General features: G+C 29.9%; 22 protein-coding genes. 6 read left to right on the top strand and 16 right to left on the bottom strand.

Annotation, left to right across the window (positions count from 1 at the left end):
* Positions 1 to 28: 28 nt before the first annotated feature.
* From B0E34_RS20390 to B0E34_RS20335, 12 genes are all read right to left on the bottom strand, one after another.
* Positions 29 to 562 (bottom strand): ferritin-like domain-containing protein, encoded by a 534-nt coding sequence (locus B0E34_RS20390; RefSeq protein WP_087712400.1) that lies wholly within the window; start codon positions 560 to 562, stop codon positions 29 to 31.
* A 144-nt stretch (positions 563 to 706) separates the two neighbouring features.
* Positions 707 to 1,609, bottom strand: a complete 903-nt coding sequence (locus B0E34_RS20385) for a magnesium transporter CorA family protein (RefSeq protein ID WP_087712399.1) — start codon at positions 1,607 to 1,609, stop codon at positions 707 to 709.
* Positions 1,610 to 1,670: 61 nt separating this feature from the next.
* Positions 1,671 to 2,576: an IS1595 family transposase gene (locus tag B0E34_RS20380; protein WP_087712398.1), complete on the bottom strand. Its 906-nt coding sequence runs from the start codon at positions 2,574 to 2,576 to the stop codon at positions 1,671 to 1,673.
* Between the two features lie 209 nt (positions 2,577 to 2,785).
* Positions 2,786 to 3,349 carry a hypothetical protein gene (locus tag B0E34_RS20375; RefSeq protein WP_028123567.1) on the bottom strand — a complete coding sequence of 188 codons (564 nt, stop codon included), beginning with the start codon at positions 3,347 to 3,349 and terminating at the stop codon, positions 2,786 to 2,788.
* 5 nt (positions 3,350 to 3,354) lie between these two features.
* Positions 3,355 to 4,209, bottom strand: coding sequence for a relaxase/mobilization nuclease domain-containing protein (locus B0E34_RS20370; RefSeq protein WP_051259716.1), 855 nt, complete (start codon positions 4,207 to 4,209; stop codon positions 3,355 to 3,357).
* The gene (locus tag B0E34_RS20365) at positions 4,206 to 4,676 is read right to left on the bottom strand and encodes a plasmid mobilization protein (protein WP_076551422.1); all 471 of its coding nucleotides are present in this window, start codon (positions 4,674 to 4,676) and stop codon (positions 4,206 to 4,208) included. Before B0E34_RS20365 ends, B0E34_RS20370 begins: the two co-directional genes overlap by 4 nt.
* Positions 4,677 to 4,812: 136 nt before the next feature.
* Complete coding sequence (locus B0E34_RS20360) at positions 4,813 to 5,700, bottom strand: DUF8464 domain-containing protein (RefSeq protein ID WP_028123569.1); 888 nt, start codon at positions 5,698 to 5,700, stop codon at positions 4,813 to 4,815.
* A 249-nt stretch (positions 5,701 to 5,949) separates the two neighbouring features.
* Complete coding sequence (locus B0E34_RS20355) at positions 5,950 to 7,119, bottom strand: VapE domain-containing protein (protein WP_028123570.1); 1,170 nt, start codon at positions 7,117 to 7,119, stop codon at positions 5,950 to 5,952.
* Between the two features lie 47 nt (positions 7,120 to 7,166).
* Complete coding sequence (locus B0E34_RS20350; RefSeq protein WP_028123571.1) at positions 7,167 to 7,472, bottom strand: DUF3853 family protein; 306 nt, start codon at positions 7,470 to 7,472, stop codon at positions 7,167 to 7,169.
* Between the two features lie 196 nt (positions 7,473 to 7,668).
* Positions 7,669 to 8,622 (bottom strand): hypothetical protein, encoded by a 954-nt coding sequence (locus B0E34_RS20345; protein WP_028123572.1) that lies wholly within the window; start codon positions 8,620 to 8,622, stop codon positions 7,669 to 7,671.
* Positions 8,619 to 9,962, bottom strand: coding sequence for a site-specific integrase (locus B0E34_RS20340; protein WP_123956722.1), 1,344 nt, complete (start codon positions 9,960 to 9,962; stop codon positions 8,619 to 8,621). The genes B0E34_RS20345 and B0E34_RS20340 overlap by 4 nt, the downstream gene beginning before the upstream one ends.
* A 243-nt stretch (positions 9,963 to 10,205) precedes the next feature.
* Entirely contained in the window at positions 10,206 to 10,802 is a 597-nt protein-coding gene (locus B0E34_RS20335; protein WP_228423120.1) for an antirestriction protein ArdA, read from the bottom strand.
* 1,095 nt (positions 10,803 to 11,897) lie between these two features.
* On the opposite strand from B0E34_RS20335, the gene B0E34_RS20330 reads away from it, so the two are divergent.
* The 4 genes from B0E34_RS20330 to B0E34_RS20310 all read left to right on the top strand — a co-directional run bounded on the left by B0E34_RS20330 (position 11,898) and on the right by B0E34_RS20310 (position 14,931).
* Positions 11,898 to 12,911 carry a hypothetical protein gene (locus B0E34_RS20330; protein WP_087712397.1) on the top strand — a complete coding sequence of 338 codons (1,014 nt, stop codon included), beginning with the start codon at positions 11,898 to 11,900 and terminating at the stop codon, positions 12,909 to 12,911.
* Between the two features lie 476 nt (positions 12,912 to 13,387).
* Entirely contained in the window at positions 13,388 to 13,837 is a 450-nt protein-coding gene (locus B0E34_RS20320) for a hypothetical protein (protein ID WP_087712395.1), read from the top strand.
* 4 nt (positions 13,838 to 13,841) lie between these two features.
* A complete protein-coding gene (locus B0E34_RS20315) occupies positions 13,842 to 14,219 on the top strand; it encodes a hypothetical protein (RefSeq protein ID WP_087712394.1) in 378 nt (125 codons plus the stop codon).
* 109 nt (positions 14,220 to 14,328) lie between these two features.
* Positions 14,329 to 14,931, top strand: coding sequence for a hypothetical protein (locus tag B0E34_RS20310; protein ID WP_087712393.1), 603 nt, complete (start codon positions 14,329 to 14,331; stop codon positions 14,929 to 14,931).
* Between the two features lie 60 nt (positions 14,932 to 14,991).
* On the opposite strand, the gene B0E34_RS20305 is transcribed toward B0E34_RS20310, so the two are convergent.
* Positions 14,992 to 15,939, bottom strand: a complete 948-nt coding sequence (locus B0E34_RS20305; protein WP_087712392.1) for a DNA-methyltransferase — start codon at positions 15,937 to 15,939, stop codon at positions 14,992 to 14,994.
* Positions 15,940 to 16,049: 110 nt separating this feature from the next.
* Here B0E34_RS20305 and B0E34_RS20300 point away from each other — a divergent pair, with 110 nt between their 5' ends.
* Both B0E34_RS20300 and B0E34_RS20295 read left to right on the top strand, forming a co-directional pair.
* Positions 16,050 to 16,799 carry a helix-turn-helix domain-containing protein gene (locus B0E34_RS20300; RefSeq protein ID WP_087712391.1) on the top strand — a complete coding sequence of 250 codons (750 nt, stop codon included), beginning with the start codon at positions 16,050 to 16,052 and terminating at the stop codon, positions 16,797 to 16,799.
* Between the two features lie 34 nt (positions 16,800 to 16,833).
* Positions 16,834 to 17,883 (top strand): phospholipase D family protein, encoded by a 1,050-nt coding sequence (locus B0E34_RS20295; protein ID WP_087712390.1) that lies wholly within the window; start codon positions 16,834 to 16,836, stop codon positions 17,881 to 17,883.
* Positions 17,884 to 17,940: 57 nt separating this feature from the next.
* On the opposite strand, the gene B0E34_RS20290 is transcribed toward B0E34_RS20295, so the two are convergent.
* The 3 genes from B0E34_RS20290 to B0E34_RS20275 all read right to left on the bottom strand — a co-directional run bounded on the left by B0E34_RS20290 (position 17,941) and on the right by B0E34_RS20275 (position 23,209).
* Entirely contained in the window at positions 17,941 to 19,761 is a 1,821-nt protein-coding gene (locus B0E34_RS20290) for a UvrD-helicase domain-containing protein (protein ID WP_087712389.1), read from the bottom strand.
* Position 19,762: 1 nt separating this feature from the next.
* The gene (locus B0E34_RS20285) at positions 19,763 to 21,805 is read right to left on the bottom strand and encodes an ATP-dependent nuclease (RefSeq protein WP_087712388.1); all 2,043 of its coding nucleotides are present in this window, start codon (positions 21,803 to 21,805) and stop codon (positions 19,763 to 19,765) included.
* A gap of 408 nt (positions 21,806 to 22,213) precedes the next feature.
* Positions 22,214 to 23,209 (bottom strand): hypothetical protein, encoded by a 996-nt coding sequence (locus tag B0E34_RS20275; protein WP_087712386.1) that lies wholly within the window; start codon positions 23,207 to 23,209, stop codon positions 22,214 to 22,216.
* Between the last annotated feature and the right edge of the window lie 106 nt (positions 23,210 to 23,315).

Genomic DNA, 23,315 nt, shown 5'->3' with positions numbered 1-23,315 from the left:
AAAAAGCGGTCATAAAACCGCTTCACATTTATTTCGCTTTAAGGTTGATTTCAGTTTTTGCGAGTTTGGTTAAATCTTTATCGCAGGTTTTTTCCTGTTTTAAAGTTTCCAGGAGGAGTTTCAAAACTTCTTTTTGTCCTAAAAGTTTGGCGTAGGTCGCCATCGTTCCGTAAGATGCAATTTCGTAATGTTCCACTTTTTGTGCTGCCGCTATAATCGCGGCATCGCGAACTGCACCCGGTTCGGTTTCTTCCAAAATTCCTTCAGCTTCTTTCAAAAGTCCGTCCATCGCGTCACATTTCACGGCTTCGGGTTTCAATTTCAATGCTTTGAAGACATCTTCCAGTCTTTTTACCTGACCTTTGGTTTCTTCCAAATGGCCTGCAATGGCAGCTTTTAGATTTTTGGATGTAGCATTTTTGTGCATTTTCGGGAGATTTTTTACCAATGCTTTTTCAGCCCAGTATAAATCTTTCAAACCGTCAATCATAAAGTCTTTAAGCTGATCCGCTGCATCAGCTTTAGGTTTTACCTTACCTGTCTTAGTTGTTTTGGTTGCCATAATTTTTATGTTTTAAATTAATAATTAAATGTAAATAAAGTAAAAATAATTAAAACATAAAAAAAAAATTTTTAACAAAAAATTAACAAATAGACTATATCTTTTGAAAAGTGAAAATAAAAGTGTGATATTTTATGGGCATCGCTACCATTTCTTCCTCCGAACATATATGAAAGTAAGCAGCGCAATAAATGCCATTAATCCCAAGGTGAAGAAATAACCATATTTTTGGTGAAGTTCGGGCATATTGTCGAAATTCATTCCGTAAATCCCCGCAATAAAAGTAATAGGGAAAAAATACATGGAGTAAATCGCAAGAACTTTCATTACCTGATTCGCTTTTTGGTCGCTTAACGCGAGATACATCGAAATTAAGTTGGTAATCTGCGCATTCAAATGCTCGAAATCTGCGATTACATCTTTATATTTATCTGTCAAATCCGTTACGGCAGCTTCTTCCAGGTTTAAAATTTTGAATTTATCCACCCAAACTGTGGAGATGTTCAATATTCTTGTGTTCAATCCAGATTTTCTTTTCAGCTTGTAAAGACGCCTGATTTGAACCGTATTGTTGGTGTTTTTTAGGAAAATTTCATTTTCTACATTGTCCATCGTTTCCATCAAATTTTGTGATTCGTCGTCGTAGGATTTCATCACTTTTAAGGCGAGATTCAGGGCAATTTTGTCGGGCGTGACTTCTTTATTCTCGGGTAAAAATATTTCTTTTTTCAGCTCATAGATACTGCGGTTTTTCATTCGGTGCGTCGTGATAATAATACCGTTGATAATAAAAACCCCGAGTTTTGTACTGATGTCACTGATTGTGTTGAGATTTTGGCGCTCTAGTTCCGTGTTTTCGCGCATCAGGAAGAACTTCACATTTCCGTCCTCCTCAAATTTTGGAAGGTGGTTCGGATCAATGGTGTCTTCCAGCAAAAGAAGGTTGATTTCATATCTTTGATGAAGAAACTGCAGGTCTTCTTCCGTGGGAGCTTCCACGTCAATCCATTCGCAATGATCGTTTCGGTAAATAATTTCTATCGGCATCCCACAAATTTAGATAATATTTTACATGAAATTTAAAGTTTTTTTGAATATCCGTTTTTAATCATAACCCTGTAATATTAGCAATTATAAGCCTTTCAAAGAGTCTGTCTCCAAAATATCTTCGATTTAGTTTGTAGATAAATTCGTTGAGATAGAGTTGGAGATATTTTCTTTTTATTTTGTGGTAATTACCTAGCAAATTTCTTTTGGCGTTGCTGATGGCTATATGAACCCATTTTAAAGTTTCTTCGGTAGTTTCTTTTGAACTTTTCTCCATAACATGAAGTTCCACGAAATCTGCAATATCCACATAGGAAGTGCTTTTGTCTGTAAAGACGATACTTTGATTGTCAAGTGATTCTTTAATGGTTTCACTGATTTCTTCCCCACCGTGTCCATCCAAAACCTTCGCTTTAAAGAAGCGGACCTGTTTCTCTTTTCTTCCGGTATCGATATCTTCTAACGGCGTTGATTCCGCCATCATTGCGACGTTTTGTTTACCGACTGCACCTTTCCCGCGAATTCCCTTTTCGTGTTCTACTTCGCTGGATGCTACTGTGAAATAGGCTTCGTCAAACTCTATCATTCCTTCCAAAGTGTATTTCGCATCCCTGTTTCCCATGGCTCTTCTCAACTTATGGACCATTGCCCAAACCGGTTCATACCTCTTCAGTCCCAATTGTTTCTGGATTTCTTTAGCAGAAAATCCTTTCTTGGTAACGCTCATCAAAAACATGGTCTTATACCAAATTAAAAAAGGCAAATTTGAATTTTCCATGACTGTGCCACTTTTCAGGGAGGTTCTACTCCTACATTTCTTGCATTCATAACTCAACCTGCTCTTGATCCAAAAATGCTCCCTACTTCCACATTTGCATATTATCCCGATCTTGTCTCTTTCGGATTTGAAATGGTTCCTACAGTCGTCTTCTGTCCCAAAATGTGCTGAAAAACTGAATAAATTCATGCCTAACTATTTGATTTAAACCAAATATACAAAATTTATGATAAATTACGGATATTCAAAAATTATTATGTATGATTTAAGACTATTAAGAATAAATTTTCAAATATTTACCGTTTTAATCTACTCTTTTGGTTCTGTTTATTTTTAATATTTTCCAACCCACTTACTATTTTGTTTTCCAAACTTTAAAAAAAATAAAGACAATAGACCTATTTAGCTTCGTAACCATCTTTGAATCTCAGGAATTTCTCCGCATCTTTCGGGTTTTTATTAATCCATTTTTGTACAAGTTCGGTGTTGTTTTCTAATTTTTGAATGTCGTCTTTAGGATATAGCAGTTTTCCATCCTTTTCAAATTCGGAAAGGATTTCCTCTCTAAGCTCGCTTTTGGAACGGATACTTTCGGAATACCATTTGAATGCAAGATTTCCACTTATTAGAATTGTCGAAAATGACAGTAAAATTGCACCAAAAATACCCCAAACAAGATTCGATTTTCGTAAAGCTTCAATACTTTGCTGAGATAATTCCGCAATAATTATTTTCGGGATTTGACTTACGGTTTTCTTAAATATTTCATTTTCTTTTTGATAAGTTCTTGATGTTTCATCGATTATATTTATCAAAGCCGATACAGATTGTTCAAGTTCTGAAGATACATTCATATAATCTTCAACTGAAGCTTTAGTTTCTGTGTTAGATTCAATATTTGCTTTACAGGATTCTATAACTTGATTCAAAATCTCCATTCCGTCTTTTTGTGTATTGTCCATAATTTTTAACGTTTAAATTTTTTATTGTTCTCTATTTTCATTTCATTATTTCTCAAATCCTCATTCCGTTTATTTTGTCTAAGAAATTCCGAATCATTTGATGTTTTCAATTGTTCCGAGCGTTTTGTTTTATCTTCAAAGATTTTCTTTATTTCCGATATTTTCAGCTTGCTAGTAATTTCCGAAAGCTTGTATCCTGCTTTATACTGACGTGAGGTTTCATCGTTGATATCTGTTTTAAGAACGATTCTCATTCCCGAAATCCCGACCTTGACATTGCTCGACAATGAAACCAAATAACCCCGATTCGACATTTCCAAAACCAGCTCTTCAAAATTTTTAGAATTTCCGATACTGGCAACCAGATTCTCATACATCTCATTTCTTTTATCAATGCCTGTTTCGATGTCTGTCTTTATACCCAAATCTCTACAGATTTCCCTTACAGCCTTACCGAAATTCTCCCCGATATTGTGGGATTTGACCGTACATTTTCCAAAAGTGTCAATCCGGTTTACCACGAAATGAATATGCTTTTGTTTCGTAGAATTGTGGACATCCAAGCGATATTGGTTGTTTTCCGAAACTCCGACTTTTGCAAGAGCCTGTATCGTGATTTTCGCCAGTTCTGCATCAGAAAGTTGGTCGCCTGTTTCTTTTGGTGGTGAGATATAACCTGTCAAAGCCCATTTTTTGACATTGGAATTTCTTTTTGCTATTGCTTTCATTTCCAAAAATTGTTCTTCAGGACTGCTTCCGAGAAGATTGTTTGTTCCAAGCATCTTCGCCGTTCCTTTGTCAGTTCCGTTGTATTCCAAAGCGATTTTGGAAATCAGTCTTGTTGTTGCCGAATTATTCATAATTCTTCATTCATCAGATTCTCCCGTTCGTGAATCTTTTGATAGAGGTATTGTTTTATCAATGTCAAAACGGTTTCGATTTCCAGCAGGATATTTTTTTTATTTTCAAAAGCAGACCATTCGGAATTTCGCAAAAGGTTGGTGATTCGGATAAAGTTATTGCCATATTCCAAAAGGATTTTATCAGTTTCAAATTCCTTGACTTTCAACTCCTCTTTTGTTGCTACCATTCGAAGAAGGGTCGAAATTTTCAAACTGTATTTATTAGCTTCGTCCTCCAGAAACTTAAATTCCTTTTCGGTAAATCGCACGGAAACAACTCGTAAAAGATGGTTCGCACTTTTCTTTTTCAGCCCTCCTTTTTTTCCGAGTTCACGGAAGTATTGTTTCCTTTTTTCCGTCTCTTTTTTTTGTTCCTGCTCACGGGAGACTTTCAGGACAAAACTTTTCAAAAAATCATTCTCCATATTTTTGTGTATTTATTATTTATCAACATTCAGTTTGTTTTTCAAGACGTTTTTGACGATAGGAAAAAACCAAAAAGTTCCAATTTTACAATTAGCGTCCACGCTTTTTGTAAACATTGGGTACTTTTTGCACTCACTATCTGCCATATTTTGGACGACGTTCTTCTTTAATTTCATTATTCATCAAAAACGCATTCAAATCTTTGTGATTTTTGTAGAGCAAACGTTCGTCTGTGATATTTTTATGTAGATTGATTAATTGTTCGGTTGCCAAATTTCCAGCTTCATCATTATCAAAATAGAGTTCAACTTTTTGATGGTTTTCAAGTTCAGTTTTAGCTTTGAAAAGTATAGAAACCGAATTTAAAATCAGGTAATCCGAAGGTTCTTTTTCGAGTGATTTTTCCAAAATTTTGAATGATAAATAATCCGTAAATCCTTCAAAAATTCTCAACGTTTCACTTCCGTTTTTAATCGTAGAAATATCCTTTTTTCCGAGACAGATTTTTGAATATTTATTGCGGATTTCGTAACCGCTTGAATTGTTTTTGAAACCAAGTCCGAAATAATTTTTGTCATGAAGCAAATAATAAATTTCCTTTAAATCCGATTTTTGACTTTCCAGATTTCGGGATTTTAAATAACTCAAAAGTGAAGAACGTTCTACATTTTTAATTTCCAAAATCTCATAATTGGTTTTTGATTTTTTATCAGAATTTTGTTTATTTTTCGAATTGTCATTTCTATCAAAACTTGAAAATTCAAATTGTCTCAGATATTCCAATGCTTCAGAAACCGAACACTTTTTAATGGCTTGAACCAAAGAAACATTATCGTATTGTTTGCCAGTTCCAAAATCGAAAGCTGTATTTTTTCCAAAATTGACGATTACACTTGGTGTCCGTTCTTTTCGGTCAAAAGCAAAATAAAATGCTGATTTCAAATTTTCTTTGCTTGGAAAAAGAGAAAAACTATCCAAAATCTCTCTAATATTAATATTTTCGTTTGCGGTTTTACAGTTCATTTTTTTAATATTTTAAAGTTTTGTAAGTTTTTTCAGAATCTTCTTACCTTTCTACCAAAGTCTTTGTTAGAAAGAGTTTTGGTTAATTTTTGTCAGTTACCTTTTTCTACCTATTTACCTTTTCAAAGTTTATAAATTGGTAACTTAGGTAAGAAGAAATTTTAATGTTACCTTATTAGAAAAACCTTTATTAATAATAGTTTTAAAAGATTTTAGGTAAGTTGGTAATTGAGGTAAGTCGATTTGCTACTATTCGTTTTTTGATTCTTCGATTTTTCGTTTGATTACATAACCATAGACTTGTCTTTTGGAATGTTTTATCCGTTCATAATTTAAAACCGTTAATGCTTTTCCGATTTTTATAATGTTTAACCGAACTCCCAAAGCATTATTCATCGCCAACATAATATCAGTTGCAGTGAGGAATTCATTTTTATTTTCAGATTTTTCAAAATGAGTGATAATAATTTCCTGCTCCAAACTGATTTGTTTGTATTTTTCATTCCGTTTCTCGTTTTCCAGAATGTCTTCAGCAGTGAGTTCCGGATTGTAGTTTTTTCTTTCAAAAGCATTGAAATATGCTTGAGCCCAAACTTGATTAATATTGATTTCCTTAGAATAATTGAAATCAATTTCCAACACTTCAAAAATTTGCCAACGCACACTTCCTGTTTCATCGGTTAAAAAATCAGAACGATTAGTGGAACCACAAAAAGAAGCCGTTCTGTGCATTAATGACGATTTTCTGTCGTAAGGTAATCTTGCATTAATAGTATTTTTGGAAATAAAGGATTTCAGCGTATTCACATCAATTTTAGACATCACCGAAAGTTCATCAATGTTGATAATCAAAGATTTACAAAGAGAAATCAATCCATCTTTATCAATTCCAATATCTTCGGTATAATATTTTTCTAATTCGGTTGGAATCAGGAATCTCAAAAAACTTGTCTTTCCAGAATTTTGTTTGGTATTGAACAAAACGAAACATTGTTTGTTGACGTACCCTTTCTTTAGTGAACACAAAACCGCTCTCGTTAACCATTTTTCAAAATGATTTTGAAACGATGCATTATCGGTTGTCGTGATGTAATTTGCTAACTTTTGAATATGATTCTCACCGTTCCATTTTGGTAGATTTTTAAAGTAATTTTCAATCGGATTGTATTTCTCTATCCAATGACTTTTCAGCAAAATCTCCAACTTATTCAAAGTGATATTAATCCCAAATTGAATCAACTCAATAAACAAGGAATTGATATTGAGTTCGTCCCAATCTTCATTTTCGGTACGGATTTCAAATTCTAAAGCAACTTCATTGTACCGGACTTTGTATTTTTGGTTCAGATATTTGATGACCTTATCAAAGACCGTGACTGAACCTGCTTCTGTTTGATACCGTTTTTGAGCTTTTCCCATCTACTTCAGTTTAACAGCCTGATTTTTTTTAATGAATAACCTGAGTTTTATTTTTTCTCACTGTCATTAAATAATTTGAGGGCTTCGTCTGCATTTACGACTATGGTTCTGTTTCGTTGGAAAATTGCCCCATCAATTACACCACTTTTTTTAATTCGATTTGCAGTTGCAATAGAACAATCAAAAAGATTTGCAATTCCACGAATACCATAAACCAATTTTGGATTTGCTTTCGCTGATGATTCAGACTGAATCTTTTCTGTTTTGTTCTGGTTTTCTGTTTTTGTTAGTGTCAAAAATTCCTCCCCCGTCATTTGCCAAATAGGCTTTGATAATAAATTTTGTGTATCCATTGTTTTAAAATTTTCTGATACAAAATTTGGAAGTTTTTGAAATTCAGAAAAATTCAAAATAAAAATCAGCACAATTATTTGTGCTGATTTTCAATAAATTATAATATTTTAAACTATTTTGAGATTCTATAAAATTCTAAGTGTGTCAAAATGTGATTTTTTGAAATGTTTATTGATTTTAATCAATTTTATGAGATTAAAAGGAGTTCATTTTTGCGAGAGAAATAATGTCGTCAATTTCCTTGTCAATTTCGTTTTTATTTTCTTCAGAAGGATTGATTTTCTTTTCAAAATCTTTTATTTCAAAATAATCTACCATATCTTTTTTCCAATTAGTGGCTGATTCAGGTAAAATAAATTCATTTGCAATGCAATTGATTGCATAAGCGATATTTCTGTCTTTTTTTTGCTCTTTTTCCAATGTCATTATTTTACTTTCTAATAGTTGATTAGAAAATTCCACATAGCCGATATGCTTGATTAATTTTAATTCGACAAAAATTTTATGGATAAAATAAACCAATCTTTCTTCTTTCAACAATTTTTCGGAATATTTCTCGAAATGATCAAGTCTTAAAAGTTGATTTTCAATCTCATTAATTTGATTGGTAATTTCAATAGGATTAATGTTTAAAAGATAAGACAAACCACGTTTTTTAGATTCCCATTTTTGATACAAAGAAGAACTAATATTTTGTTCATTGTTGTATTTTTTCTTAACTATTTCGTATTCATCATTTAATTGCTTAATTTCAATTGAATCATTGGCATATTTGTAAGCCCAACTTTCTAATTTGGAATTCAGTTCTCTTTCTTCTGAACTAATTTCACGTAATTGCTTATAGTGAAAATCATATTCGCTTTTTTCTTTCGCAGATTCTTTATCTATTAGATTTGAAATTTTATTAAATCCTAAAACATCCTTTTTATAATGAATAAGAAATTTCAATCTCTGTATGGAATTTTTGTATTCTTTGTAAATTAAACCAGGTCTTTTGTGTTCAAATAATTCACTAAATTCAATTTCGTTCAAAGATTTTGAATATTCAAATAGATTATCAATCAAAGATTTTGATAGATTATCTCTGTTTAAATTATTTAGTGATTTTTCTAATTTTAGTGTTGTATCAAGGTGTTCAGATATTTTCATATGATGTTAAGTTTTTGCATTTGAACTTCTCTTGTGGAATCTACTACATCAATATAAGGTTTCATCGATTGATAGTCCGAATGTCCTGTCCATTTCATAACGACGTGAATTGGAATTCCTTTTGAAATACAAAGGCAAATAAATGTACGTCTGCCAATATGTGAAGAAAAATATTCAAATTTTGGTTTGGTGTCATCTTTTCTACTATTTCCGATAAAGTAAGTGTGATTTATCGGTTCATCTATTTCGGCTAAACGTCCCAACTCTTTCAAATATTCATTAATTTTTTGATTTGAAATTACTGGCAACGCCATTTCTGTTTCGATTTCTGAATATTTTTCTAATATTTCTTTGGAAATATCATTTAACTCAATTGTGATGGAATCAGACGTTTTCTTGGTAACAATATAAAGTTTATCATTTTTGATGTCTGTCTTTTTTAGTTTTTGAACATCGGAATATCTCAATCCTGTAAAACACGTAAAGAGAAGGACGTCACGTACTCTTTCGAGATATTTTTTGGTTTGAGAGATTTCTAAATTTTTAATTTTAAGAATTTCTTCTTCAGACAAGAAAACCACAACTTTGTCCGCCGTTTTTATTTTTGGTGCAAACTGTTGAAAATATTGATTATCACAATAATTATTTTTCACAGCGAATCTCAAAAACCATTTTAGATTTTTCAAATACTTTTTCGTTGTAACATTGTTTAACTTCAACGTATTAGAAAAATAAGAAAGTAATTTTGGAAGACCTTCGGAATTGAGATTGTCAAAAGTAAGATTTGGGTTGAATGAAAGTAAATGATTTTTTAGTGCGTCAAATTTTTTATACGTATCAATCGTCCAATTATTTACTTTTCCAGAATAATCTGTGAATTTATCAAAGGTATCGAAAAAAGTTTCAATTTCCATTTCCTTTTCATCAGTTTTGATAGCTTTTTTCTCTTTTGTATTGCCTTTATTTTTAACCTGTCCAAAACTAATTTTCAATTCATCTAGATCAGGAATTCTATCTTCAACCTGACATTTAATGAAAAAAGCCTGTAAATCATTCTCAAGATTACTCAGTTTAGTGTTAATCTCTTCAATAGTTTCCCCATTAATATTAGAAATACCTTTCTTAATTTGAGATAATTTCTCGTCCCAATTATTTCTATCAACACGAAAACCTGTAAAAAGATTCACTCTATTTGAATTGAAAGTTACACGGAAGAAAATCGGAACATTATGATTAACTATTACACCGTCTTTTTTTCTTTTCTCCAAAACAATGTTGATTTTTCTTTTTATATTTATCATCTCAATATTAAAATAAATTACAGCCAAAATTACAGCCATTTTTTATGATATCCAAATAGATTTATTGAATATCATAAAATTAATAAAAATAGTAATTCATTGAAAATGTACAATTTATATATTTATTGAGGCTTTAAGCAATGGTAGGTGAAAATCCCTGTGGGTCTACATAAAACCTTGTTAATCGGTTGATTTTCAAGGTTTTTTATTTTTTTACTCCCGACTTTGTTCCCGACTTGAAATATTTTAACTTATTTGAATGTATCTTAATCTAATTATATTCTATGAACGGAAATAATGTCCGTCACTTTCAAAATAATCAAACATTATACTCCGTGCGGTTGCGCTCCAATCAATCACAACCCAATTAGGAATATTAAACGTATCATCTTCATATAAGTATTGTACAAAATCTTCATCACTCGAAAATTCACCGTAATAAAAATTGTTTACATATTCGTACAGGCTTTGAAAATCCATTCGGCCAAGACAATCAATACAAGCTATAAAAACTTCGATATTATGTCCCGAATCATCTATTTGCTGCGCTATTTTGTAAATCTCAGGTGATAAATGGCATTCGCTAATCAATCCGAGTTTTTCAAACAGTTCGCAGTTTTCGTAATCGGAAAGCATGAACTCTGGATCTGATTCGTCTTTGTGTAGTTCCCGCATTGTTTCTAAAAGATCTTCATAATCCGAATAGTCTCCGAGATTTAACCATTTACCGTAAAGGCTTGAATTGTTGTACTTGGCGTACGTTGATACATAGATACTAGCAGTATCAAGACAATTTCGTAAATTTGTCATGTTGATAAGTTTTAAGCGTGATTTAAAATTTATTGATTCGCCTAGTTGTGTTCCCGCACTTCTAGGCATTTTTTGTTTTATATTGAACCTTGTACATAAAGAAACAAGGCTGTTTTAAGTAGTAAAGTACAGCATAAATATACAACAAAAACCCCATAAATACAAGTGTTTACAGCACTTTTCAACCAAAATATCAACACTTGTTAAAATCTTTTTAACCACTCGGAACGCAGGAAAACAAAAACAGGTGTCAAAAAATAACATTATGCAGGCAGGGGCGGATCAAAAAAAGATCTTTTAACCCCATACCAAACGGAATTAGTACCCATCGTCCCGATGCCTATACAAAAATTTTGAGTTTTAGCATAGGGGATACTTTTATATACTAAATTTTGACGGGGTTGGTGTAAATAGTAACCTATGTATTAAACACTTTCTCGGACTACGCAGAAAAAAAACTATCACAGTCACCCGAAAAGTTAATTTAGGGTTGTTAGATGTATTTATAGATATAATGATAGATATGAATGATATATATAGGTACTATGTTGCAGAAACTTCGAGAACACCTCTTTTCATGCTAGTTTACAGATTGCAGATATTAAAAGAATATAATAAAATAGTGTCTGAAAATTTATTTTTTCATCCTCTGTGTTTCTAAAATCCCTCGTTCTTTTAGGGACTTTTTTGTTTTTTTGGGTAAATTGGCAGATATATATTGACAAAAGTATGTCCGTAAAAAAATTATTTTTCTACACCCGCCAAAAACAGTAAAGATTACTTACCTAAGTCACAATAGACTTGTAATAATTTACAAAATGAATCAAATTTTGTAGTTTACAGCGAATGTATAATAAAAAAGGAAATTGTAAATTACTATAAAACTATTGCAGATAGAGTCATATCCTCAGTCGCAGTACAGATATGATATAATTTCCATGTAGTGCGTTTTAATGAAAAATAGTATAAATATGCGCCTACACAAAAAAGCATAAAAAAACTCCATCCGTTATTATTACTGAAGAATCAAATTATTATCTATACTAATTCATAAAGATTAAAAAAATTGCGGAAATATCTATTGTTATTATTGATGCAATACGTAAATTAGAAAGTTGTACGTTATTTTAAAAATGCTCTGCAAATTAAAACAGTTAAAATTACATGACTAACAATACACAAAATATATCAGAAAAATATAAAAGTCTAAGAATAGAAAGAGTGAATTCCTGGAAGCCTAGATTAGAAAATGACAATTATGATTTTCTATTTCCTATTGAATTCTATTTTTTAACACGAATAAGGGAAAAATTATCAAACAACAAATTAAAACTCTTTGCACCCTTAAAATACCCTTATGAACTTGATAAAGATTACCATATATACATTTCTTATTTAATTGAATCATTGGATGTTTTACCCTTGAAAATGGATTTAGCATTTGATTTCTCATGGAAGGGTTTGGAATTTTATATGGGAAAAGCATACGAGTTACATAAAGGACAGAATTGTATAAATGCATCCGATTTGATAAAATATTCTAAATCTAACTATTGGTTCGATGTTATTTCTAATAATCAGAATATTAAAAACTCTGTTGAATCCTTTTTGGAATTAATGCCTTCTCAGTCCTATGAATATTTGGCAAAAAGAATGTTAGATAATTATTCAATTACAAATCCGAAAGCAAATCCTTTATATACTAGAATTGCTATGAGCAATGGTAACCTAGATATAAAACTAGATAACCTTTTAAAAGATTTATATACTAAATATGGTAATCTTACAAATGGAGAAGACACTAGAAAAGTCGGAAGAATTGTGTTTAAATTATTAAACGGAGAAAACATTAATTTAGAAGATAGCTTAAATAGTACACAAATCAATACATATTTCTTTGATTTAAAAGAAAAAATTGATTTGGTAGTAAATGGTCTAATATACACATATCGAAATGAACGATTTCATGGAAATACATTCTCACCATTTAAAAGTAGTAAAGCGTCCCTTCAAACCTATTCACATGCTCAATATCTCTTTTTTTGGACTTACTTCTTAGTAAACATTACCAAGCTTTACATAAATAATATAAATATATCTATTCAAGAGGTTAGTGAAAATATGTCTACCAATATAGAATCTTTCAAAAAATTATATGGAAGACATCTAAAAAAATAAAAATGAACTCGCAACAAGCAGTTTGGCAAAATGGCAGGTTCTCGGTTAATTGAAACTTTCTACACATTATACCACCAAATACTGCGAGCATTGGCTACGTTTCTGCTATTACAGGTTGATCATAGAGATAGAAGAGACTTTGATAAGAGTCTCTTTTTTGTGGGTGATGATGTGCGAACCGTTGCATTTCCATCAAAAAAAACAGACTGTCATATAATTACAAAAATTCTTATATTAGCACCTCAAATTTTATCGAAAAACAGAAGCATAGCTTTTATTTTGTTAGCAGAAATCTGACAGTTTCAAAAAACGATACAAAATAAATGGTTTATGACTCGTGCTATATGGCACGGGTTATTCCTATTTGTGTCGTTTGGCTTTGTCAGAGCCTCTGCTAGCAAGTATGGTTTAATCCCGTGCTTTCTGCATTTATTAACCTTTCACTTTTCGGGATTGAGTGATGTAACAAATCACTTATGATAAAAACATTATTACCACTAATAGCTGTATTATGTGTTATTTCCTGTGAAAAACCTAGACCAAAATTCAAAACTGAGGATGATCCGCACATTGATTCTATGATGGCTAAAATCAAAGCCAATCAGAAAGTACAGTTTGATGAGATTGATCGTAAACTGGAAGCACATTCCAAACCTCAAATGCAATACCTATTTGTAAGATTATCCGTTACGGAAAACAGAATAAGTCAAATGCAGGAATCTAATATCGTGTCTCAGATCCAAGAACTTAATCGTATTGATGATGAAGTAAAAGCCAGAATCGAAGATCAGGTAGTTGGCGAGTATCTTAACTCACCTAGTGCAAAAGTTTATCAAGGCAAAATAACCCAAAAAGAAACTTTTGTATTCAACAGCTATACCGAAGCAAGTGAAAAAAGAAATAGTTTTTTAATCTCTGAAAAATAAAGCGATGAAAATAAAAATTATTGCAGGTTTGATATTGATTTCTGCTGTACAAACCATTTCTGCACAGATAAAAACATTGAATTATAATATGATTCAGGTTGTTGAAAAAGGTAACTTAACCGATCTGATTCCACAAAAAGCAAAAATTACAATTGATAACATCAAGAAAACTGTGAGCATCAAAGATTCAGAACTTCTAAAACCTTATATTTTTAAGATTGACCCTAAAAGCAGATGCGACAATTTCGGCAAATTTGGAGAATCTGTAAGTTGTTTTTTGCGAAGCCGAGAAGACAAGCTATATATTTTCTCTTATAACAAAAATAGATTAGAGATTATGAACCTTGCAGGAGATGGAACAAGATATATAAATATAAAATAAATCTTAAGATAACTATGTAACAATTATAAAATGGAAGCTATATGAAGTAAGTTCGCAATAAATGTTCTCCTTATATTTGGTTCTTTTATTAACAATAAATTTATTTCAAATGGAAACTTGGATCAATACACTTGAATCTGCTTTACTAAAATTATTTTCGGATTATCAGAAAAACAGGAATCTTATTATAACAGAGGGTGATTTAGAATGTCTAATTTTTTCTTATGCTAAATTAAGGGGTTTACCAATCCATTCACAAATATCTTGGTTTAAGGATGATAAAAAAAGTGGTTTTGAGCTCGATCTAACAATTCTTAATGAAGAAAAGTTATCTGTTGAAAAATTTGATGAAATTGACAGATTAATATATGATTTCAATTATCCACATAAGGGGTATTTTTATGATGGTGAAACTATTGGAATTGAACTAAAGTTTATTCGAAATGCCGACAAATTTAACCACAATATTTTATGTGATATAATTAAAATTAATGAATCTATAATACCTAGTAAAGTAAAAAACATCAATAATGGGGTATATAAAATCAGTACTCTAGATACTACCAAATTTTATATTGTTTTAGGTTTTAAGGAAGAAAGATTGCTAAAAATTGCATTGTCAATATTACAAGAGTATATTAAAATCCATTTAAGATATAGAGAAATGATTAAAATATTTTTATTTTGTCCAAACTGCTCAATAGAAATATAAATATAAAAAGCCTTAGATTTAAAGGCTTTTTATTTAAAAAATTCAAACTTATATTGATTATTAAAAATCAATACTCTGTTCTAATATTACTCTATTATAAAATTCAATGGAATTGCTAGTATTATCATTTAAAAATCGAAATGTAGATGCAGCCACATACTCCCTATCTAATTCAAAAGAATACCAACGTCTATTTAATTCTTCACAAACCTCTCCTGTAGTATTACTACCTCCAAAAATATCTACTACCAAATCATTTGGATCAGTAAGAAGATTTATAAAAAATTCTGGTAGCTTCTTTGGAAATCTTGCAGGGTGTGTCTTTAGACCATTTACCTTACAGAATTTCATATACTTTGAATTTGAATCCGAGTTAGAAAAATTTAATAAGTTTGATGGTATAGCTCCCCCATTATCATTTCCAAAACTCTTACCTATATCGTGACCTGATGGACGCTTTGCAGGTTTGTAAAATCCTTCAGGGTTTTCAATGAGCTTTTTCATCCTGTCACTATATGGAGTTAAAACCTTTTTAACATCTGATTTAGGAAATTTACTTTTGGAAAACCACCACACAGTATTTACAGAATCCTTTACTCTAATTTTTCGTTTGTTCACCCATTCTATTGGACTTGGTAATTTTGAAGGATTATTCCAAAAAAACTCTTCAGCCAAATTGAAGCCAACTTCTTCACAAAATTTTATTAAGACTTTATAGTTATACAAGCTTCTAACGGGAAAACCCCTTTCATAAGCTCCTCCTAAATCAACTACAAAACTACCTGTCTCCTTTAATTTAGGGAGTATTTTATATGCAAATTGAGTCAACCACTCAACGTATTCATCTTGTTCTTTGTTTCCGTAATCTTTTTTTCTTAACAAAGCAAAAGGAGGACTTGTAAAGCATAAATCTACACTATCATCATCTAAATGGTCAATTAATTCTAAAGAATCCCCAACAAAACATTTACCTAGGTTTGTTGAATAAGCATATTGTAAGTTCCGCATCTCCGTATATATTAAGAGTAAAGTATTTAGCAAATATTAAAATTCCGAATATATTCGGAGAGATTTTTTACTAAATATTTTGATTTTTATAGGCAGCAAATATAATAAAAATGAGTGATGCAAATGAAGACATTTTACCTCTATTAACTACAATAGCGAAAAATGTCTTATATTATAGAAAGAAAAAAGGTTTCACACAAGAAGATTTAGCAAATGAAGCCGATATTGATCGAACATACATTGGGTATATTGAAAACGCTAGGCACAATGTTACTCTAGGAATGCTACAAAAAATAGCCACTGCACTTGAAATTCCTATTCAATTTTTATTATCAACTAATGAGCTTAACACTCCAATAGAAAGACTTAATCATTTAATACCATTTATTAGGGAGTATCAAAAACTAGCTACAGAAACTAATAATATAAACGACATATTTCAAGATAATGGAGGCAAGCTCTTACAGGTATTACTAGTTACAGGTCTTGAAGATCTTCCAGGAAGAGAAGGAAATGATGCGGTAGATAAATATGGTAATGAATACGAATTAAAATCTCTAAATGTTTTACTTACAAAAGGATTTTCAACACATCACCATATGAATCCCACTATTATTGCAAAATACAGATTAGTAGACTGGATATTTGCAGTATATGAAGGCGTAGAGCTAAAAGAGATTTATAAATTAACTCCATCCGATTTAGAACCTTACTATTCTACGTGGCAACAAAAGTGGTATGATACAGGAGGAAAAGATATTAATAATCCAAAAATTCCATTGAAGTATGTCAGAAGTATTGGAAAGCTTTTATATAAGGCTGACGAAACAGGAGTATTTAAAAAAGCAGAATTGGAGTAAGAACTAATAATTAATTACTACATTTTCGGGAAGAATGATAATAAATAATCTTACAAGAAAAAATCATTTAAGCTATCTTACTGATATTTTTAAATCAGCAAAAGAAATAGTTATAATTAGTCCATTCATTACAAAAAATATAGATCTCTTTAATTTTAGTAATTTATTTAATTTGCAAAAGGTTACAATAATTACAACGCTAAAACCTTACGATTTAGATCAGTATTCAAAAATAATATACTTTAAACAATTATACAATATTTTCAATCTTAAAAATATTGAATTTGAAATATTAATTGATAATTCACTTCATGGAAAAATTTTCATTGCTGAAGAAGACTATCAAGCAAAAGCAATCATTACCTCTGCCAATTTTACTGACAATGGATTAAGAATTAATAATGAGTGGGGAATCATAATTGATAATTACAATGAAATTAAGGAAATTAAAAATAGCATCATAAATAGTATAAAATATAAAAGTTTAAATGAACTAAATATTGATCTTTTTCTTAGCCATATCCAACAAACACCTAAACCGAAAATCGAAAAAAAATCGATAAAATTAAATTTATCTTTGCTCTTTGAGAATAAAGATAATTATTTTAATATTGATTCAAAAACAACTTTTTGGCTTAAACCAATAGGTGTAACTGGTAATATAATCTCTCTAAGCGAAAAATTTGATGAAATTGAAAGCGATTTACATTTTGCTAAACAACCTCATGGTATTAAAAAAAATGATATTATAATCTCATATGCTGTTGGACATTTAAAGATTCTTTCAATATCGAGAGTAAAGTCTTCTATAAAAAGTATTAATAGTAATAGCCGATGGCCCTTTTATCTTATTGGCGAAAACCTAACTCCTAATTATGGTCGAAATTGGGCAAATAACAATATTACTATCTCCAATCAAAAAGCAGAATTTCTCGTAAAAACAATTTTTAACATTACCCCTAGTGGTAAAAATAGTTATGGAAGCCTTATGCGAGGTGCTGACAAATTAAAACTAACGCAAGAATTCGGAAAGTATTTAGTAGATAAAATTTTTAAAATAGATATTGAATTACAAAAAGTCTAACCATCAAATGATTTCTAAGTTTTTGACTAATTCAACTAATTAAAACAAGCTTATCCTTTATATAAATTCCAGCAAATCAATTACATTATCTTTTCCAAACCATTTTTTAATATTTTCGAATGTTGCATCATCAATTTTAGATAACATTAACACAACTAAATTCTCTTTTGCTCTAGAACATTCTACATAAAAAAGGTTTCGTGTGCGTAATTTTCTTTCTGGTTTTTCTTCTGAGTCATTAAAAAAATTATTGAAGTTATATTCTTGTTTCCACTCGGTATCATCGATTACAGTTAAGACGTTTCTATATTCGTCACCTTTGGTTCCGTGCTTGGTAGAAAAGACAGTTTCATTTTGTATATGTTTCCAGAAATTTAAAATTTCTTTATAAGGTAGATTTATAAAGGCATCATAGAACTTTTTATCTTTTTCTATTCTTTCTTTAGCATCTTGATCTAATCCTTCTGAATCTTGATTTATCCTTTTTAAATATTCATTAAAAGAATTTGATGAAATTATTTCTTTATCGAATACAATTTTTAAAACTTCTTTGATTGTTTTTTCACCTCTAGTATTATTTAAGTTATCTAAAGTTTCAGATATTATTTTCTTTTTATAATGCTTAAATTCACTTAATAGAGTACCATTTTTCTTAATAAATCGAATTACTTCGTTATGGTTGTTCTGATTCCAATAAATCAATAAATGCTCTAATCCAACTGGTCTTTCTTGAGAGTTTTTCTTATCAACATAACCTGCAACTAATCTTATAAGGATATGATTTCTGTCTAAAAGCCTTTCCTTAACTGATTGCCCAAATCTTTGGGAAAACAATTTATAAAGATTCGAAAAACCTGCTCTTTCTGCTATACGACTATTTGCTAAAACAAGAATCTTGTCTGATTCTGCGTTAAAAACCCAACCTTGCTCTATTAATTTATTTACAACTTTATCATAGAAATCATTTTTGTGACTTTTTAATGAATTTTCAAATTCAGTTACTTTTTGCTTTCCTCCTTTTTCAGGATGATTTTTCCAATAAAGAAATTTAATTGAACCTTGTATTTCTTTTTGAGGCTTTTGCTCAATATTTGTTCTAAAGCTATTTAATAACTTTACAACTTCTTTTGAAGATCTATAATTTTCTTCTTTTTTAATTAAGACTAAAGTTTTATTCTCTCCTGTGTAATAATTTTCCAGGTTTCCAACACCTGTATCATAAATTTTTTGATGAGAATCCCCATAGAAACCCAATACAATATTTTTTTCATTTCTTTTTAATAAAAAATCTATTAGAGTTTGTACTGTATCTAAAGATGTATCTTGATATTCGTCTATAAAAATATATGGATATTTTTGTGCTACAATTGATGTTAACAAAGAGTAATTTTCAAAAAGCATTTTAGCCAATTCGATAACATCATCATGATGTAACTCTCCATTCTCAAAATCACGAAAAGAGGAATCATTATAAAATACTGTTTCAATATTATTAACTCGGTCTTTTAAGTTTTTAATATACTTAGAAGCTTTATCATTATCAACGTCTTTTTGATACCTTATTTCGTTCAGCTTGCATAATTCAATTTTAAGTTGTTTTTGGAATTGTTTGATAGATTGCCATAAAAATTCGTGAATTGTATATACATTAACCAAATCATTAAATTCAATTCTTTTGATAATTTCATTCTTAGCTACATTGGTATATGTAATACAGATGATACTTTGATTATTCAAGTTTAAATTATCTCCTTGCAATTCAATTAAATGGTTTAATGTTTGGATTAATAAATACGTTTTACCTGAACCAGCACCAGCTTCAACAACAAAACTTGATTTTTTCTCAATACATTCTTTTACTTCGTCAAATGCTGCCATACTAGTCAATTTTTGCAATTTCTATGTGATCATTTTTTGCCAACCATTCCAGGCCTTCTTTAATATATTTAGGGACTATCCATTGTTGCTTAGTTCCTTTTTCGTCAAAAGTCATCAAATCAAATGTAAATATTGTTTTTTCTTTTGAATTTGGTGCTAAATCATAAGGCTCTACAGTAAGATCTTTTCCTTTTAATAGATCAAAATAATCATTTACTTTTAAGTCTTTAGCCGAGTAAGAAAAAAAAGGATTATTACAATTAATAATAGCTTCCTCTAGACTTCGAGCAGTGTAAGAATGACTTTCTTCTGTCACTTGATAGGCTACCCGAATTATTCCAGAATCAATTTTTGAATCTTCAGATGCAGATAATAATTCTGATATTAGCTCTTTTTGAGGTAGCCATTGTTTTAAAGTTTGATTTGAAGTTTTCGAATTTGGAGTACTAACCTTACAAGCCTTTCTATTATCCTCTGGATCTACTGAGTCAAGGTCTGTCACAATAAGAACTTTTGTGTTTAAAAACTTAAAGAATTCTTTAAATTTATGAGTATATGCTCCACCAACTTCAATGATTGAAACATATTCATTTTCTAATTTTTCAGAAACTTTCTTGATAAATATCGGCATTAAAAGTTTTTCTGTGATACCCTCAACCATAATTACTTTGTCGGCAAAAAACAGATCACATTTGTTTAAATTTAAATATTGTTTTAAAAACCTAAAAGTATCTTCTTGTTTCTCTTTATGCTTGAAGTCATTAAAATCTTTAACTTCAATAAAATTCTTCCCATCTTTTTTGAATTTATTGAAATATCTAATTCTTTCAAAACTCCTTTTCACATTTAAACCTGCTTCAGCAATCATATGAGAAGAATGAGTACTGATAATTAATTGTACTTGTACTTTGTCTTCTGATAAAGTTTTTTCAATAGTTTCTCTCACCTGTTCAACAAATACTTGTTGCATCTGTGGATGTAAATGCGCTTCTGGTTCTTCAAGAAGAATAGTTAAGATTTCAGTTTCATGCTTCGCTTTATTTTTTTTGAAATTTTCGATAAAGGAAACAATTTTTAAAACTAAAAAAATTAAATTACTATATCCTAATCCATTATAGTTTTCGGGAAGCTCAATATCACCATTTTTGTAAAAGTATTTTATATTATTTTTTATAATGCTCTCTGGATCGAATTTAGACTTCAATATTATTTCAGGAATATTTATTTCCTTATCGACACCGAATGATTTAAGCTTTTCGAGAATTTTTTCAAGGACTTTTTCATATTTTCCGTCCAATTCAGTAGATACATATTTTAAAGTACTTTTAAGCGCTTCAACATCAGCGTTCTGATCACCATGAACATTTTGATAATAATCAGAAAAACCAACGGCTAATGATCGATTCTTATCTGTCTTAATATCATCTAATTTTCTAGATGCTTGAATACTCTCAAAATATAAAACTTTTGAAATTCTACTTAAAATATTATCTTCTATCAAATTATCTCCTCCAAAAAGACGAGTGGAATAATATCCTGTAATATTTTCATTTAACCATTCAATTAATTTTATGTCTTGATTTGCTCTATTATGAAATGTTTTGAAAAGATTAATTCTATCACTAGGCTCGTGTTTAAAGAGTATTGTTGCTTCTGTTTTTGCATCATCTAAATCAGAGATAAAATCACTTATATTTATTAAAGAATCTTTAATTTTATCATATTCAATCTTTATTTCCAGAGTAATTCTAGGAATATTCAAGATAATTTCTTTTTCCAATCTATCTCGTTCTGTTTCATCTACTTCAAAGAGCAATTCATCTTTAAATTTTTTATAACAATTTTCAAAAATTTCATAACTATTTTGAGAAAAATCATGAAAGGAAATTTTATGCTTTCCTCCTAGAAATAGGTTAATGATCTCAAAAAGAGATGTTTTTCCAGTATTGTTTTTTCCAACAATTAATGTTATATCATTTTCTATATTTACTGAAATATTATCTAATAGACGAAAGTTAGTGACGGAAATTTTAGTTATTTTCATGGTTAAATATTATGGAAATAGTTTTGCTAAATTTATAAATTATAAAAATAATAAAGGAATAAAAACTCCATTATGGTTTTCCGTAAAAATGAAATTTAATAATAATTGTATCCTACTTTTTTTCTTTTTAGACCACAAAACCGACTTTCAATTTACAACCCATGTTTCGATTTTCATTCTTTCTTACTGATTTTCAACTAATAAGAAGTAGATGATATAGCTCACTATTTATAAAATCATAAATTCATTTGTAAACATAGAATTAATCATATTATCACTCAAAAATGCTATAACCACCATGAATAAAGACTTTATATAAAAACCTCGAAGATAATACCATAGTAATCTAAATATTTATATCTTTAATTATTCTCATACAATCCATCCTAAACCACTTTTTAGGGTTCATCAGGCGGATTTATCTTTAGTTATCCAGTCTTCCGATTCAAATTTTGGGTTCATATCCGCAGAATATTCTGAAAATAGTGATTTTGTTACACTTTGCATCGTGGAAAACCATCGCATTGTTGTACATATTGAATCATGTATCGTCCAAAGTGGCATTTCAGGATAATATCTTTCTAACAACAAAACCATAAAATAAGGTTGAGAATTTTTAATATCCAGACTTGCAATCATTTCACCCTCATAACTCAAAAAAGGTCTAAATGATTTTGGAAGGTTGGTAAGATTGGTATGGATTCTATTATCAGAATTATCATCTCTTGTTGCTCTGAAAATCTGATTTTTCATCATTAAAGCACAATGCCAATAATTATAAACATTTGCTATTATTGGATTAGGTTTACTATAAACTGCATCATATTTATTATAACAGAATTTATCTTCCATACTGGCAATTAAATTGTCAAAATCAATAATAAGTCCTTTATTTAGCCATTTTGTAAGATGTGGACAATCATTTGAAAAATTTTCATCCAGAATTTTTTCGTTGAGTTTTTCATCCGAGATTTCAAAAATTGAAAAATCCAGACATTCATTACCTTCTGTTTTAATTGCAGAATAATTGAATCTGTAACCATTACTCGCATTAGTATAAGTTGAATAATTTATCTTTTGAATAATTTCAATATCAAGGAAATAATCAAAGTATCGATTGTATTTATAATATTTTTTCTCTAATACTCTTGAATTTAAAGGGATATACCCCCATTTGTAAGTTTTATCTTTTTTACGGGCGGGAATGCTGATAATCAAACTCAAGTAATACATTGCCAGTGCTAATTTAAACGTTTTGAAAGGTGGTTTTTTCTCAACCATATCTACCAAATAATTATAAACTTTTGTGGGTAATATAACCTTCCATTGAAAATCCTTATGATAAAAAGCTGTTGCATTGATTCTATGGTTTGAACTTTTGGTTTTGTATTGTTGTATTTTCATTTTTTTTGTTGTTAAAAAGGCACAGCAATGGCAATCAATGCAGTTTTTACTGTGCCTTTGGGTTGTTATTATAAAAAGATTTTTAGTTGATTTTTTGAGCGTACGC

The organism is Chryseobacterium mucoviscidosis (genome assembly GCF_002177115.1).
Lineage (GTDB): Bacteria > Bacteroidota > Bacteroidia > Flavobacteriales > Weeksellaceae > Chryseobacterium > Chryseobacterium mucoviscidosis.
The sequence above is the reverse complement of the archived record's forward strand: the minus strand, read 5'-3'. Positions and strand labels throughout refer to the sequence as shown.

What these genes read in the sequence shown, in the direction of transcription:
- B0E34_RS20390 (WP_087712400.1), bottom strand. Translation starts at nt 562, where the DNA reads ATGGCAACCAAAACAACTAAGACAGGTAAGGTAAAACCTAAAGCTGAT.
- B0E34_RS20385 (WP_087712399.1), bottom strand. Translation starts at nt 1,609, where the DNA reads ATGCCGATAGAAATTATTTACCGAAACGATCATTGCGAATGGATTGAC.
- B0E34_RS20380 (WP_087712398.1), bottom strand. Translation starts at nt 2,576, where the DNA reads ATGAATTTATTCAGTTTTTCAGCACATTTTGGGACAGAAGACGACTGT.
- B0E34_RS20375 (WP_028123567.1), bottom strand. Translation starts at nt 3,349, where the DNA reads ATGGACAATACACAAAAAGACGGAATGGAGATTTTGAATCAAGTTATA.
- B0E34_RS20370 (WP_051259716.1), bottom strand. Translation starts at nt 4,209, where the DNA reads ATGAATAATTCGGCAACAACAAGACTGATTTCCAAAATCGCTTTGGAA.
- B0E34_RS20365 (WP_076551422.1), bottom strand. Translation starts at nt 4,676, where the DNA reads ATGGAGAATGATTTTTTGAAAAGTTTTGTCCTGAAAGTCTCCCGTGAG.
- B0E34_RS20360 (WP_028123569.1), bottom strand. Translation starts at nt 5,700, where the DNA reads ATGAACTGTAAAACCGCAAACGAAAATATTAATATTAGAGAGATTTTG.
- B0E34_RS20355 (WP_028123570.1), bottom strand. Translation starts at nt 7,119, where the DNA reads ATGGGAAAAGCTCAAAAACGGTATCAAACAGAAGCAGGTTCAGTCACG.
- B0E34_RS20350 (WP_028123571.1), bottom strand. Translation starts at nt 7,472, where the DNA reads ATGGATACACAAAATTTATTATCAAAGCCTATTTGGCAAATGACGGGG.
- B0E34_RS20345 (WP_028123572.1), bottom strand. Translation starts at nt 8,622, where the DNA reads ATGAAAATATCTGAACACCTTGATACAACACTAAAATTAGAAAAATCA.
- B0E34_RS20340 (WP_123956722.1), bottom strand. Translation starts at nt 9,962, where the DNA reads ATGGCTGTAATTTTGGCTGTAATTTATTTTAATATTGAGATGATAAAT.
- B0E34_RS20335 (WP_228423120.1), bottom strand. Translation starts at nt 10,802, where the DNA reads ATGCCTAGAAGTGCGGGAACACAACTAGGCGAATCAATAAATTTTAAA.
- B0E34_RS20330 (WP_087712397.1), top strand. Translation starts at nt 11,898, where the DNA reads ATGACTAACAATACACAAAATATATCAGAAAAATATAAAAGTCTAAGA.
- B0E34_RS20320 (WP_087712395.1), top strand. Translation starts at nt 13,388, where the DNA reads ATGATAAAAACATTATTACCACTAATAGCTGTATTATGTGTTATTTCC.
- B0E34_RS20315 (WP_087712394.1), top strand. Translation starts at nt 13,842, where the DNA reads ATGAAAATAAAAATTATTGCAGGTTTGATATTGATTTCTGCTGTACAA.
- B0E34_RS20310 (WP_087712393.1), top strand. Translation starts at nt 14,329, where the DNA reads ATGGAAACTTGGATCAATACACTTGAATCTGCTTTACTAAAATTATTT.
- B0E34_RS20305 (WP_087712392.1), bottom strand. Translation starts at nt 15,939, where the DNA reads ATGCGGAACTTACAATATGCTTATTCAACAAACCTAGGTAAATGTTTT.
- B0E34_RS20300 (WP_087712391.1), top strand. Translation starts at nt 16,050, where the DNA reads ATGAGTGATGCAAATGAAGACATTTTACCTCTATTAACTACAATAGCG.
- B0E34_RS20295 (WP_087712390.1), top strand. Translation starts at nt 16,834, where the DNA reads ATGATAATAAATAATCTTACAAGAAAAAATCATTTAAGCTATCTTACT.
- B0E34_RS20290 (WP_087712389.1), bottom strand. Translation starts at nt 19,761, where the DNA reads ATGGCAGCATTTGACGAAGTAAAAGAATGTATTGAGAAAAAATCAAGT.
- B0E34_RS20285 (WP_087712388.1), bottom strand. Translation starts at nt 21,805, where the DNA reads ATGAAAATAACTAAAATTTCCGTCACTAACTTTCGTCTATTAGATAAT.
- B0E34_RS20275 (WP_087712386.1), bottom strand. Translation starts at nt 23,209, where the DNA reads ATGAAAATACAACAATACAAAACCAAAAGTTCAAACCATAGAATCAAT.